Source organism: Sulfitobacter sp. TCYB15, assembly GCF_040435955.1.
Lineage (GTDB): Bacteria > Pseudomonadota > Alphaproteobacteria > Rhodobacterales > Rhodobacteraceae > Sulfitobacter > Sulfitobacter pontiacus.
Window position 1 is genome coordinate 2,371,838 of record NZ_CP159193.1, and the last position, 13,848, is coordinate 2,385,685.

General features: G+C 57.8%; 10 protein-coding genes. 6 read left to right on the top strand and 4 right to left on the bottom strand.

Annotated features, from left to right (window positions below):
- Positions 1–125: 125 nt before the first annotated feature.
- Complete coding sequence (locus ABM428_RS11360; protein WP_353627952.1) at positions 126–1,196, bottom strand: Mrp/NBP35 family ATP-binding protein; 1,071 nt, start codon at positions 1,194–1,196, stop codon at positions 126–128.
- 513 nt (positions 1,197–1,709) lie between these two features.
- Here ABM428_RS11360 and ABM428_RS11365 point away from each other — a divergent pair.
- Complete coding sequence (locus ABM428_RS11365) at positions 1,710–1,922, top strand: DUF1127 domain-containing protein (protein WP_005854169.1); 213 nt, start codon at positions 1,710–1,712, stop codon at positions 1,920–1,922.
- A 220-nt stretch (positions 1,923–2,142) separates the two neighbouring features.
- Here the strand turns inward: ABM428_RS11365 and ABM428_RS11370 are convergent, their stop codons facing one another.
- Complete coding sequence (locus tag ABM428_RS11370) at positions 2,143–4,563, bottom strand: UvrD-helicase domain-containing protein (protein ID WP_353627953.1); 2,421 nt, start codon at positions 4,561–4,563, stop codon at positions 2,143–2,145.
- A 349-nt stretch (positions 4,564–4,912) separates the two neighbouring features.
- On the opposite strand from ABM428_RS11370, the gene ABM428_RS11375 reads away from it, so the two are divergent.
- The 3 genes from ABM428_RS11375 to ABM428_RS11385 all read left to right on the top strand — a co-directional run bounded on the left by ABM428_RS11375 (position 4,913) and on the right by ABM428_RS11385 (position 9,331).
- A complete protein-coding gene (locus ABM428_RS11375) occupies positions 4,913–8,353 on the top strand; it encodes a pyruvate carboxylase (protein WP_132997330.1) in 3,441 nt (1,146 codons plus the stop codon).
- Between the two features lie 4 nt (positions 8,354–8,357).
- On the top strand, positions 8,358–8,744 hold the full coding sequence (locus ABM428_RS11380; RefSeq protein ID WP_132997331.1) for a VOC family protein: 387 nt from the start codon (positions 8,358–8,360) through the stop codon (positions 8,742–8,744).
- 104 nt (positions 8,745–8,848) lie between these two features.
- On the top strand, positions 8,849–9,331 hold the full coding sequence (locus ABM428_RS11385) for a DUF2244 domain-containing protein (RefSeq protein WP_005854177.1): 483 nt from the start codon (positions 8,849–8,851) through the stop codon (positions 9,329–9,331).
- Positions 9,332–9,334: 3 nt separating this feature from the next.
- Here the strand turns inward: ABM428_RS11385 and ABM428_RS11390 are convergent, their stop codons facing one another.
- Positions 9,335–9,793 (bottom strand): GatB/YqeY domain-containing protein, encoded by a 459-nt coding sequence (locus tag ABM428_RS11390; RefSeq protein WP_005854179.1) that lies wholly within the window; start codon positions 9,791–9,793, stop codon positions 9,335–9,337.
- A gap of 199 nt (positions 9,794–9,992) precedes the next feature.
- On the opposite strand from ABM428_RS11390, the gene carA reads away from it, so the two are divergent.
- Both carA and ABM428_RS11400 read left to right on the top strand, forming a co-directional pair.
- On the top strand, positions 9,993–11,153 hold the full coding sequence (carA, locus tag ABM428_RS11395) for a glutamine-hydrolyzing carbamoyl-phosphate synthase small subunit (RefSeq protein ID WP_005854180.1): 1,161 nt from the start codon (positions 9,993–9,995) through the stop codon (positions 11,151–11,153).
- 97 nt (positions 11,154–11,250) lie between these two features.
- Complete coding sequence (locus tag ABM428_RS11400) at positions 11,251–13,167, top strand: glycosyltransferase family 2 protein (RefSeq protein WP_240790819.1); 1,917 nt, start codon at positions 11,251–11,253, stop codon at positions 13,165–13,167.
- Here ABM428_RS11400 and ABM428_RS11405 read toward each other — a convergent pair.
- Positions 13,164–13,817, bottom strand: a complete 654-nt coding sequence (locus ABM428_RS11405) for a GntR family transcriptional regulator (RefSeq protein ID WP_005854182.1) — start codon at positions 13,815–13,817, stop codon at positions 13,164–13,166. The two genes, ABM428_RS11400 and ABM428_RS11405, sit on opposite strands and share 4 nt — an antisense overlap.
- Positions 13,818–13,848 lie beyond the last annotated feature (31 nt).

The window sequence follows — 13,848 nt, forward strand, 5'->3', positions numbered from 1 at the left end:
GTTTTCCCATGAGGTTTTCCCATGGGATCCCATAGGCACGTCCACACGACGCCGAGGAACGCGAAACGCCGCGCAGGGGGCTGCGCGGCGTTGAGTATAGATAGGATGGTGAAGGAGGTTGCCCCTTAGGCCATCCCACCCTTGATCAAACCTTCGGCGATGCGGGCATAGGCCTGAGCCATCGGCCCGTCCCCCGCGGCCACCGGCGTGCCACCATCGCCGGAAAGCCGGGTATCAAGATCGATGGGTAAACTGCCGAGCAAAGGCACCTCCATCGTCGCAGCTTCGGCCGCAACCCCGCCATGACCAAAGATTTCATGTTCGGACCCACAATCAGGACAGACAAACAGCGACATATTCTCGATCAATCCCAACACGGGCGTCTTCAACGTATTGAACATATCAATCGCCTTGCGTGCATCGATCAGCGCCACGTCCTGCGGCGTTGACACCACGATCGCGCCGGACAATTCGGATTTGGTACATAGTGTCAGTTGCACATCGCCCGTGCCCGGCGGCAGATCGACAAGCAACACGTCCAGCTCGCCCCATTCTACCTGCCCCAGCATCTGCTGCAGCGCGCCCATCAACATCGGGCCACGCCAGACCACCGCCTTCCCCTCCTCCATCATAAAGCCGATGGACATCAGGGTCACACCATGGGCGTGCAGCGGGATGATCGTTTTACCATCCGGCGAGGCGGGCCGCTTGTTCACCCCCATCATACGCGGCTGACTGGGACCATATATATCGGCATCCAGCAAACCGACCTTGCGACCTGCCCGCGCCAACGCCACGGCGAGGTTTGAGCTCACGGTCGATTTGCCCACGCCCCCCTTGCCCGACCCAATGGCGAGAATGCGCTGCACGCCAGCCGGTTTCATCGGGCCATCCTGCGCCTTCGGGTGCCCGCCAATCTTGAGGCTTGGGGCCGATTGCTTTGGCGCGGGGCCATGGGCCGTCAGGGCGACTGTTACGCTGGCAACGCCATCAACCTCGCGCACCACGGCCTCTGCCGCGTCGCGCAGCGGGGCCATCTGCGCGGCGATCTGCGCATTGGGGGCTTCTATAACAAAGCGCACCACATCGCCCTCGACCGTCAAAGCGCGGATCAGATCGTGATCAAGGATAGATTTCCCATCCGGCAGCATCACCCGGGCCAGAGCAGATTCGACGTCGGATTTAGAGAGCGGCATGACATATTCCTTTCGAGACTGCTTTTGACATGGCAGTTTCTGGCCAAATCGCAACCCTACGTTCGCATGCCGCACAGCACCAAGGCAAAACGAACATTTAGCGCCCAAAAATTACGCAAAACCCCTATGTTTTCGCTGCATGGCAGCAATGCACAATTTGAGAATTGTGCAAACGCAGCAAATAGGTCAAAAAGGTTTCAGGAACGCAGACACTGCGAGCCAAGAATAAGACCAAACTCATCCATCCTCCTCCCGGATGTGTTTGTTTTCGGCGGCGATACCCTCCTCCTCCCTGGTATCGTCGCCATTTTTTTCATACCATTCCTCCTGACTGCAAAAGCGTTTGCGCTAGGGTTATTTTGTTCCCGATCAAGACGTTACGTCATCTTTTGCCCATGCATTTTCTGCATAGCAGCATTGACGATCTGACTATTGTGCAGATGCAGCATTTTACTACATAACCAACACAAGACGAATGATAACGAACACAGACGAAACAAGACGAGGTATCCGATGGCCTACTTGAACGCTACAACCGCACCGACCCTGGCAGACCGCTTTGCCGCGCTGATGTCCACACTCGAGACTCGCCGCAAGCAACGCCGCGTATACCGCTCCACTTTCAACGAGCTGAGTTCCTTGTCCAACCGCGAGCTGAACGACCTGGGCATGGGCCGCTCGCAAATCCGCGGCATCGCGCTGGAAACAGCACGCAACGCTGCATAAATCATACTGGATCGGGCACACGCACCCTCCCTGTTGTGTGCCTGTAGAAAGCTTCGGGTCTCCTCCTCCTCCCTGAGACCGGCGGCTTTCATAAACGTCCCCTTCCCCCTTTCCTCCCGATTGGATTGGGGACGTAGATAAAGACGGCGGTGCTTTCCTCCCAAAGCACCGCCGTTCTTGCATCTAATTCTTGATATTTCGTAAAACTCATGACGCCCGTTCAGAACGGAACGTCACCCGATGCGCTCAGATAGCGCGACACGACCTTCTTGACCCCGGCCTTGTCAAAGCTGATCTCAAGCTTATCCCCTTCGATTCCAACAACTTCGCCATAGCCAAATTTCTGGTGGAACACCCGTTCTCCCATCGCAAAACTGCTGACCGCGGACATGTCGATCGTCACATTTCGGGCTTCCGAAGGCTGGCTCACGCTGCGCGCTTGGCTGCGCGTCTGCAATCTTCGCCACCCCGGAGAATTATATACATTCGCTTCAGCGGCTTTTTCATGCAGATTCGATTTGGGCATCGCAGCGCCATACCCGCCACCATAAAGGCCCGGCGGGGTCAGCACATCCACATGAGCTTCGGGAAGTTCGTCGATAAACCGTGACGGCATGGCGCTTTGCCACTGACCAAACACGCGGCGGTTGGCCGCAAAGGAGATCGTGCAAAGCTGCTCGGCCCGTGTGATTCCGACATAGGCAAGCCGCCGCTCTTCCTCCAGCCCCTTCAGGCCAGATTCGTCCATCGATCGCTGCGACGGAAACAGCCCATCCTCCCAGCCGGGAAGAAACACCGCCGGAAACTCAAGCCCCTTGGCCGCGTGCAACGTCATGATCGACACTTTAGCGCCACCATCGTCGCTTTCATTATCCATGATCAAGCTGACGTGTTCCAGAAAACCTTGAAGATTCTCGAACTGCTCCAACGCTTTAACCAGCTCCTTCAGGTTCTCAAGCCGCCCCGGAGCTTCCGGCGTTTTGTCGTTCTGCCAAAAACCAGTATATCCGCTTTCATCCAAAATAATCTGCGCCAATTCCACATGGCTGACCTCGGGCGGGCCATATTCCTCGTGAAACAGCGGCGCACCTTCATCGATGACGCTATCGTCATCAACCACAGTCTGTAGGCGCGGGCCCCGCGCCAGTTCGGACCAGCGCTGAATCCCGTCGATGAGCAGACGCAACTGCGCCGCCCCACGACCGCCAATCCCGCCATTCGCCAACAAGATCCGCGCCCCCTCCACCAGGTTCACACCGTTTTCGCGCGCGGTTTTCTGTATATTTTGTTGCGCTTTATCGCCTAAACCACGCTTGGGCGTGTTAACGATTCTCTCAAAAGCAAGATCGTCATCAGGCGAGGTAACCACCCTGAAATAGGCCATGGCGTCGCGAATTTCTAACCGTTCATAGAAACGCGGTCCACCGATCACGCGGTACGGTAGGCCAATGGTCAGGAATCGATCCTCGAACGCGCGCATCTGGTGTGATGCCCGTACAAGAATCGCCATATCGTCCAATGTGTATGGATCAAGCTCGCGTGTGCCGCGCTGCAACGCTTCGATTTCGTCGCCGATCCAGCGCGCCTCTTCCTCGCCATCCCAATGGCCGATGAGACGCAGCTTTTCACCCTCACGGGATTCCGTCCACAAGGTCTTGCCCAAACGCCCCTCGTTTCCTGCGATCACGCCCGAAGCGGCCGCCAGGATGTGCGGTGTTGACCGGTAATTCTGTTCCAACCGCACCACATGAGCGCCGGGAAAATCTTTTTCGAACCGCAGGATGTTGCCAACCTCGGCCCCTCGCCAGCCGTAGATCGACTGGTCGTCATCCCCGACACAGCAGATATTTTTGTGACCAGAGGCCAGCAGACGGAGCCACAAATACTGTGCCACGTTTGTATCCTGATACTCATCCACCAGAATATATTTGAACCACCGCTGATATTGCCCCAGCACGTCTTCGTGCTGCTGGAAGATGGTGACCATATGCAGCAGCAAATCACCGAAGTCGCAGGCGTTCAGATCTTTAAGCCGCGCTTGATACTGCGCATAAAGCTCCGCCCCGCGGTGGTTATAGGCCCCCGCATCGGCCGTAGGAATTTTGTCGGGCGTCAATGCGCGGTTTTTCCAGCCATCAATAACGCCTGACAGCAAACGCGCGGGCCAACGTTTGTCATCAATCCCTTCCGCTTTGATCAACTGCTTGAGCAGGCGCAGCTGGTCATCCGTGTCCAGAATGGTGAAGTTCGACTTTAGCCCGACCAATTCAGCATGGCGGCGCAACAGCTTGACGCAAATCGCATGAAACGTACCCAGCCAAGGCATCCCTTCAATGCTCTGCCCCAGCATATGCCCCACACGGTTTTTCATCTCGCGCGCGGCCTTATTGGTGAAGGTTACCGCGAGAATCTCGTTCGGGCGGGCGCGCCCGGTGTTCATCAGATGCACGATCCGCGCCGTCAAAGCCTTGGTCTTGCCCGTGCCTGCCCCCGCGAGCATCAAGACAGGGCCATCCATCTGCTCCACCGCGGCACGCTGGGCCGGATTCAGCCCATCAAGATAGGGTTGCGGACGCGCAGCCATAGCGCGCAATGATAGGGAAGCGCCCTCAAAGGCGGCCATTTCGTCGAAATCACTCATGCGGCCAATCTATCCTGCGCACGCACCAAATAAAAGACACGTTCGCAAAATGTTCCCGCCGCATTTTCTATAAAGCGGCGGCGGTTTGCTAGCCGTCTAGCGTCAAAGCCGCAGGAATTATTGCTATCTGTTCCTCCTTATTACTCATGTCATTGCATAGGTACGATCGCGCCCTCGACTCGACGTAGCACCCCATCTCTTTCCAAATGGTTAAAAATCCCCCGCGGAGCGCAAAAAAACTTCTACTTGCACACCGTGTCAAACAGACGCAACAATGCCGCAGCGCAGCGTTAGCGCGTGCTCTAGACGCTTGAAAATTAAGATTTCTCGCCAGCAGGAAGGCCTAGCTATGACCGACTTTAAGAAAATTCTAATCGCAAACCGCGGCGAGATCGCCATTCGAATTATGCGCGCGGCCAACGAGATGGGAAAAAAGACGGTCGCCGTTTTCGCCGAGGAAGATAAGCTGGGCCTACACCGTTTCAAGGCCGATGAAGCCTATCGGATCGGGGCCGGTTTGGGGCCTGTCGCCGCCTATTTAAACATCGATGAAATCATCCGCGTGGCCAAAGCCTCGGGCGCGGATGCGATCCACCCGGGCTATGGGCTACTGTCAGAAAATCCCGACTTTGTAGATGCTTGCGCGCAGAACGGTATTACTTTTATCGGGCCGCGTGCGGAAACAATGCGCGCCTTGGGCGACAAGGCCAGCGCGCGACGCGTAGCGATGGAGGCCGGCGTGCCGGTAGTCCCCGCGACAGACGTTCTAGGCGATGATATGGAGGTCGTCCGCAAGCAGGCGGCAGAGGTTGGCTACCCGCTGATGCTCAAGGCCTCCTGGGGCGGCGGGGGTCGTGGCATGCGCCCCATCGCGAATGAAGACGAACTTAAAGAAAAAGTGATGGAAGGCCGGCGCGAGGCAGAAGCGGCCTTTGGCAATGGCGAAGGCTATCTGGAAAAGATGATCCTGAAGGCGCGCCATGTCGAGGTGCAGATTTTGGGCGACAGCCACGGCGAAATCTACCATCTATTTGAAAGAGATTGTTCCGTTCAGCGTCGCAACCAAAAGGTCGTCGAACGCGCACCTGCCCCCTATCTTACCGAAGAACAGCGCGCCGAGATTTGCGAATTGGGCCGCAAAATCTGTGCACATGTTAACTATGAATGTGCCGGTACGGTCGAATTCCTGATGGATATGGACGACGGCAAATTTTATTTTATCGAGGTAAATCCAAGGGTTCAGGTCGAACACACGGTCACCGAAGAGGTCACCGGCATCGATATCGTCCAGGCGCAAATCTTAATTGCCGAAGGCAAGACCATCGCCGAGGCGACAGGCAAGGCCACGCAGGCAGATGTGCAGCTGAACGGCCATGCGTTGCAGACTCGGATCACCACCGAAGACCCCCAAAACAACTTCATTCCTGATTATGGCCGCATCACCGCCTTTCGCGAGGCCACCGGCATGGGCATCCGCTTGGACGGCGGTACCGCCTATTCAGGTGGGGTGATCACGCGCTATTATGACAGCCTTTTGGTCAAGGTGACGGCGAAAGCGCAAACGCCCGAGCAAGCGATCGCCCGCATGGACCGCGCCCTGCGCGAGTTCCGCATCCGGGGCGTGTCGACAAACATCGCCTTTGTCGAAAATTTGCTGAAACACCCGACCTTCCTCGATAATAGTTACCACACCAAGTTTATCGACCAGACGCCCGAGCTTTTTACCTTTGAAAAGCGCCGCGATCGGGCGACCAAAGTATTAACATATATCGCTGATATTACGGTGAACGGGCACCCTGAAACCAAAGGGTTCGACCGCCCTGCGGCGGCCGTCCGCGCGCCGCAGCCGCCCGCCGCCCGAGCCGAGCCGATGATGGGCACCCGGAACCTGCTTGAACAAAAAGGGCCGCAGGCTGTTGCCGATTGGATGGGGCAACAGCGGCAGCTGTTGATCACCGACACCACCATGCGTGACGGCCACCAGTCATTGCTTGCGACGCGGATGCGCAGCCATGACATGATCAAGGTCGCCCCGGCCTATGCCGCTAATCTTCCACAACTTTTCTCGATGGAGTGCTGGGGCGGTGCGACCTTTGATGTGGCCTACCGGTTCTTGCAAGAATGTCCGTGGCAACGCCTGCGCGACCTACGCGCTGCCCTGCCAAACGTGATGACGCAAATGCTGCTGCGTGGGTCGAATGGCGTGGGCTACACCAATTATCCGGACAATGTGGTGCAAGAATTCGTCCGCGTGGCCGCGACCGAGGGTGTCGATGTTTTCCGCGTGTTTGACAGCCTGAACTGGGTTGAAAACATGCGTGTCGCGATGGATGCGGTGATTGAAAACGGTAAGATCTGCGAAGGTACCGTTTGCTATACCGGCGACATTTTTGATCCGGACCGATCGAAATACGACCTGAAATATTATGTTGCCATGGGCAAGGAACTAAAAGCGGCCGGAGCCCATGTTCTGGGCCTGAAAGACATGGCCGGCGTGCTCAAGCCGAATGCAGCCAAAGTATTGATCAAAGCGCTGAAATCCGAAGTCGGTCTGCCGATCCATTTCCACACGCATGACACCGCAGGCACGGCGACCGCGACGATCATGGCGGCCTCCGAGGCGGGCGTGGACGCGGTAGATTGCGCCATGGACGCGCTATCGGGCAACACGTCTCAGGCGACGCTCGGGTCCGTGGTCGAAGCGCTGAAACACACGGATCGCGACACGGGCCTGTCGATGGACGCGGTGCGCGAAATCTCTAACTACTGGGAAGACGTGCGTGGCGAATATGCCGCGTTCGAGACCGGCATGCAGGCCCCTTCCTCCGAAGTCTATCTGCACGAGATGCCCGGCGGGCAGTTCACCAACCTCAAGGCGCAGGCCGCGTCGATGGGGCTGGATGATCGTTGGCCCGAGGTCGCCAAGACCTATGCCGAGGTGAACCAGATGTTTGGTGATATCGTCAAGGTGACGCCGTCGTCCAAAGTGGTCGGCGACATGGCTCTGATGATGGTATCCCAAGGGTTAACCCGCGCGCAGGTCGAAGACCCGAAGGCAGAAATGTCCTTTCCTGACAGCGTGATCGACATGATGCGCGGCAATCTAGGCCAGCCTCCGGGCGGGTTCCCTGACGCGATTGTCGACAAAATCCTGAAAGGCGAAAAACCGAACACGGAACGCCCCGGTGCCCATCTGCCCCCTGCCGATCTTGAAGCGACACGCAAGGAACTGCGCGACCTTCTGGAAGGGGCTCAGGTTGAAGACGATGACCTGTCGGGGTACCTCATGTACCCCAAGGTTTTCCTGGATTACATGGGCCGTCACCGGACCTACGGCCCTGTCCGTGTATTGCCGACGCGCACCTTCTTCTACGGGATGGAACCGGGCGAAGAGATCACCGCGGAAATCGACCCGGGCAAGACGCTGGAAATTCGTCTGCAAGCCCTGAGCGAGACCAATGAAGACGGCGACGTTAAGGTCTTTTTTGAACTGAATGGTCAGCCGCGCGTGGTGCGCGTGCCCAACCGGATGGTCAAAGCGACGACTGCACAGCGTCCCAAGGCAGAGATTGGTAACGTCAATCACATCGGAGCACCGATGCCGGGGGTTGTTGCCTCGGTCGGGGCGACGGTGGGTCAAAAGGTCAAATCCGGCGACCTGCTTCTGACCATCGAGGCGATGAAAATGGAAACCGGTATCCACGCGGACCGCGATGCTGTGGTCAAAGCGGTTCATGTCACGCCGGGTGGCCAGATCGACGCCAAGGATCTGCTGGTCGAGCTGGAGTGATCCTATGCGCCTTTCTGCCCTGACTTTGATCGTTCCCAGCTACGACGAAGGAATATCCTTTTACTGTGGCACGATGGGGTTCGAGCTGACACAGGACGAGGACCAGGGGCATAAACGCTGGGTGCGCGTCACCCCTTCGGGTGGCGGCACCGCCTTTATCCTCGCCGAACCGGGCGACGATACTCAGCGTGCAGCGATTGGGAACCAAGGTGCGGGCCGGGTCTGGTTGTTTCTAGAGACCGAGGATTTTGCCCGCGACCATGCCCGACTTTTGGCTGGGGGCGTGACATTCGAAGAAGCCCCCCGCCATGAACCCTATGGCACTGTCGCCGTGTTCCGCGACGTTTTCGGCCATCGCTGGGATCTGATTGAACCGCGCACGACCCCCTAGAAAAAACATCGGCCCTGACACTTGGGGCCGGATGCATTCTGCCGCATTGATCAGGCCCGTTCTGCTGCTACGTTCAGGCTTGGCACGACAGATGGACACCCCGCATGCCCTACGAATGGAAAACACGACCCGACGCCTCGACGCAGGTTCTTTGCCTGCGGCCGCACCAATCCCTGCCGGCAAAGGGATTCGCCAGTTTTATCCTTGTCACGTTCGTCCTAATTCTGATCCCCGTTCTACCACTGTTGGGGACTGTTTTGCTGTGGGGGCTTCTTCCTTTCATGCTGGCCGCCGTCGCGGCGATGTATTGGGCGCTACAGCGCAACCATAAGGCCAGACAGATTGAAGAAGTGTTTACGCTCGACCACAATACAGCACATTTATCCCATCGCACCGCGCGCGGAGAGGTCAAAGAATGGCAGTGCAACCGGCATTGGGCCGTCGTGACGAAATATGAAAAAGACGGCCCCGTACCCCATTACGTGACCCTGCGCGGCATGGGCCGCGAGGTCGAAATCGGGACCTTCCTGAGCGAAGAAGAACGGATCGCCCTTTATGACGAGCTGAACCGTTCGCTGATGCGCTGAGCCTTAGCTCAGCCGCTCTTTCACTTTGGGGCCAACCGCGCCAAAATCCATTTGCCCCGTGTACTTACCTTTAAGCAGGCCGATCACCTTGCCCATGTCACGGATCGATGTCGCACCCACTTCGGCAATGGCGGCATCGACGGCCTTGGCGGTTTCTTCTTCGGTCAGCTGACGGGGCAGAAACTCTTCGATCACGGCGATCTCTTCACGCTCGCGATCCGCAAGATCAAGCCGCCCGCCCTCTTCATAGGCGCGTACGGATTCCATACGTTGTTTCGCCATTTTACCTAAAATCGCGAGCACTTCGGCATCGCCAACACCCGTGTCGCCTTCATCGGCACGCGCCGCGATGTCTTTATCCTTGATCGCCGCATTGATCAGCCGCAGGGTCGACAGCCGGTCCGCCGCCTTGTCTTTCATTGCCTGTTTCAGTGCATCCGAGATGCGAGTGCGCAGTACCATTACCATCGTCCTTTTGACCCTAGGGGGTATTAAGCCGTGCAACATAGAGATATTGCGCGGCGCAGGCAATGCCACAACCCTCGCGCAACCCACTGGAAATTAACGATATTTCATTTTCAACCTGCTATTGACCCCGACGAACTGCGGCTTTAGGTTGCCACCGTTTAGCTCCATATACCTGCCGCTGGAGGCCCCCGACATGACCGCGACCACATCACCTCGTCCGACTGCCTGCCTGGCGCTAGCGGACGGATCGATTTTCTACGGCATGGGCTTTGGCGCAACGGGAGAGACCGTGGCCGAGCTTTGCTTTAATACAGCGATGACGGGCTATCAGGAAATCATGACCGACCCGTCCTACGCGGGGCAGATCGTGACCTTTACCTTCCCCCACATCGGCAACACCGGCACCAACCCCGAAGATGACGAAACCGGCGATCCGGTCGCAGCGGGGATGGTTGTCAAATGGATGCCCACCGACCCGAGCAACTGGCGTTCGGTCCAGCCGTTGTCCGAATGGCTGGCATCGCGCGGGCGCATCGCGATTGGTGGTATTGATACACGCCGCCTGACCCGCGCCATCCGGCAGCAAGGGGCCCCTCACGCGGCATTGGCGCATAATCCTGACGGCGTTTTCGACGTCGAAGCGCTGGTCGCTGCGGCACGCGGTTTCGCGGGCCTGGAAGGCATGGATCTGGCGAAAGATGTCAGCTGCAAACAATCCTACCGCTGGAATGAAATGCGGTGGGCATGGCCCGACGGCTATACTGCGCAGGAAAACGCACCTCATAAAGTGGTCGCGATCGACTACGGTGCCAAGCGCAACATCCTGCGCTGCCTTGCCTCGGCCGGCTGCGATGTCACGGTGCTGCCCGCCTCTGCCACGTATGAAGATGTGATGGCGCATAATCCTGACGGTGTTTTCCTGTCGAACGGCCCCGGCGATCCGGCGGCGACCGGCGTGTATGCCGTGCCGATGATCAAGGATGTCATCGAAAAGACAGAGCTTCCGGTTTTCGGCATTTGCCTTGGCCACCAGATGCTTGCGCTGGCTCTTGGGGGGCAGACGGTCAAGATGGGTCACGGTCACCACGGTGCGAACCACCCCGTTAAGGACATTGATACCGGCAAGGTCGAAATCACCTCGATGAACCATGGTTTTGCCGTCGATGCGCAAAGCCTGCCAAGCGGAGTGGTTGAAACGCATCAGTCGCTGTTTGACGGCTCCAACTGCGGCATCCGGATGGAGGGGCGGCCCGTCTGGTCCGTTCAGCACCACCCCGAAGCGAGCCCCGGCCCGCAAGACAGTTTCTATCTGTTTGAACGCTTTGCCGCGGCGATGGCAGAGCGGGCCAGCTAAACCTGATAATTGCGGGCGTTCTCTTCATTCGCAATTAACGTCCCATTAAGGCATCTCTCCCAAGGTGGTCCTATTCCGACAGGAAGGGATTCGCCCGTTGAGCAACCTTGGATTAGAGCTGAAAGCACCCAGTCCCGCGCGTGTGCGCGGGCGCTATCGTCCCTTGGGGCGCATATTGGTCGACGCAGGGTTGATCGATCAGGCCGATCTCGTGCACGCGCTTGAAGCGCAGCGCGGTCTGAATGCACCGCTTGGGGAAATCTTTCTGGCTCAAGGGCTTGTCTCGCGCAGTGAGGTGACCAAAGCACTGGCGCTGCAACATCAGATCCAGCAGGTCGACCTTAACGCAGACCCGCCCAAACCGATGCTTGCGCGCCATCTGTCTGCCGAAGCCAGCTTGCACCATAAGATTGTGCCGTGGCGGCGGATGAGACAAACGCTGTTTGTAGCTACCAGCCGGCCGGATACCCTTCATACCCTTACCCGCGACGCCTTCGGTACTAGCGATCTGGACATCGTACCGGTGCTGGCAGAACCCGCGCAGATCAACCGTCAGATCACCGCACTTTACGGGTCCGAGCTGGCCAAACGCGCGGCGGAGCGTGTGCCCTCTCATGAAAGCTGCCGAACATGGCGGGTTGCCGGTCCGCGTCGGCGTATTTGGGCCGCCGGTGTCATTTTTGTCGCGGGCATGCTGTTCGCGTTACTCCCCGCGGTGACGTTTACGGCGTTTGTTCTATGGGCATTATTCTGCAGTACTATGATCATGACGCTACGATTATCGGCCTTTCTGGCGCGCTGCCTGTGGGGGAACACACCACTTCCTTCAGACCCCGCCGCGCCATCGCCCCCGACACGATGGCCAAAGGTATCGGTTCTTGTCCCGCTTCTCCACGAGGAGGAGATTGCCAGCGCCTTGATCGCACGCCTGTCGCAGCTCAGCTATCCCAAGGCGCTGCTGCAGGTCGTGCTGGTACTGGAGGAAGGCGATCAAATGACCCGTGACACCATCGCGCGAACCGAACTGCCCTTTTGGTTCGACGTGATCGAAGTACCGCAAGCAGGCAAACTGCGCACCAAACCCCGTGCCCTGAACTATGCGCTGGAATTTTGCAGCGGCAGTATTATCGGCGTGTGGGATGCCGAGGACGCGCCGGAGGCCGACCAGATCAACCGCGTTGTACAACACTTTGATCAGGCGCACAAAAACGTCGCTTGTGTGCAAGGCGTTCTGGATTTTTATAATGCGCGCACCAACTGGATCTCGCGCTGTTTCACACTGGAATATGCGACTTGGTGGCGCGTGATCCTACCCGGTGTCGCGCATCTGGGGCTGATCATTCCCCTCGGCGGCACCACATTATTTTTCCGCCGCGCCGCTTTGGAGAAACTGCGGGGCTGGGATTCCCATAACGTCACCGAAGATGCAGATCTTGGCGTCCGCCTCGCACGGCATGGGTATAAAACCGACCTGCTGCCGACTGTCACTTACGAAGAGGCCAATTTCCGTGCGTGGCCGTGGATCAAACAAAGGTCACGATGGCTGAAAGGCTTCTTGATCACATGGGTCGTGCACAGCCGTGCCCCCCTCCGGCTGATCCGTGATGTCGGGCTTATTCGGTTTTTGGGCGTGCAGGTATTGTTCCTCGCGACGTTCTGCCAGTTCATCTTTGCCCCCCTGCTCTGGTCTTTCTGCCTACCGCTGTTCGGCGCAGCACATCCTGTCCAGACAACACTGGGCGCTGACGTGTTCTACGGGCTTTTCGGATATTTCCTCTTCGCGGAAATCCTCAATATATCTGTCGCGATGACGGCGGTTTCGGGTCCGCTGCATCGCCACCTTATACCCTGGGCGATCACCCTGCCGTTTTACTTTATTCTCGGCTCTTTCGCGGCCTATAAGGCGCTATACGAATTCGTGGTCACGCCGTTCTATTGGGACAAGACCGAACATGGCGTACCACATAAATCCAGCCCCATCGGTTCTAAGGTGCCACCACTTCGTCCACCCTAGCCTTCGTCTTTGCGCTGTGCCGCTTCTTGCTTGAGCCGCGTCATGAAGGCGACAGAAATATGCGTGCGCAATGCTTCATCCGCACCATCTTCGTCACGCTGTTCGATCATCTGAACAATGCGGTCATGTTCATCCTGCGCGATCGCACCGCGCCCATCCACGGCCAACGACGATGTCGCCATCAGCGCCATGGACCGGTGTACCAGATCAAGTTGCTGCACCAGATACCGGTTGTGGGACGCGAGATGAATTTGTTTGTGAAATCGGCGGTTCGCACGCGCCAGCGCCGCTGGATTGTCGCGAAATGCGTCGTCTTCCTCGACCATTTCGCGCAATACACGGACTTCTTCAGCGGTGGCGTGACGGGCGGCAAGCCGCGCGGCCAACCCCTCCAACTCGCCGCGTACAACGTAAAGTTCGGCCACCTGATTGTGGTCCAACGATGCAACGATCAGGCTCCGCCCGTCCCGCGCGAGCAAAGATTGCGTCTCAAGCCGTTGTAATGCTTCACGAACCGGCGTTCTTGAGACACCGAAGCGTTCGGCCAATTCGCTTTCCACCAACCGATCACCGGGGCGATAGGTGCCCACGTCAATCGCGTCCAGGATCATGGAATAGGCGTCTGTGGGTCCGGAGCGTGGCGTCGTCATTGGTTCTCTTTCAAAAGGCTCCGGCACCTTA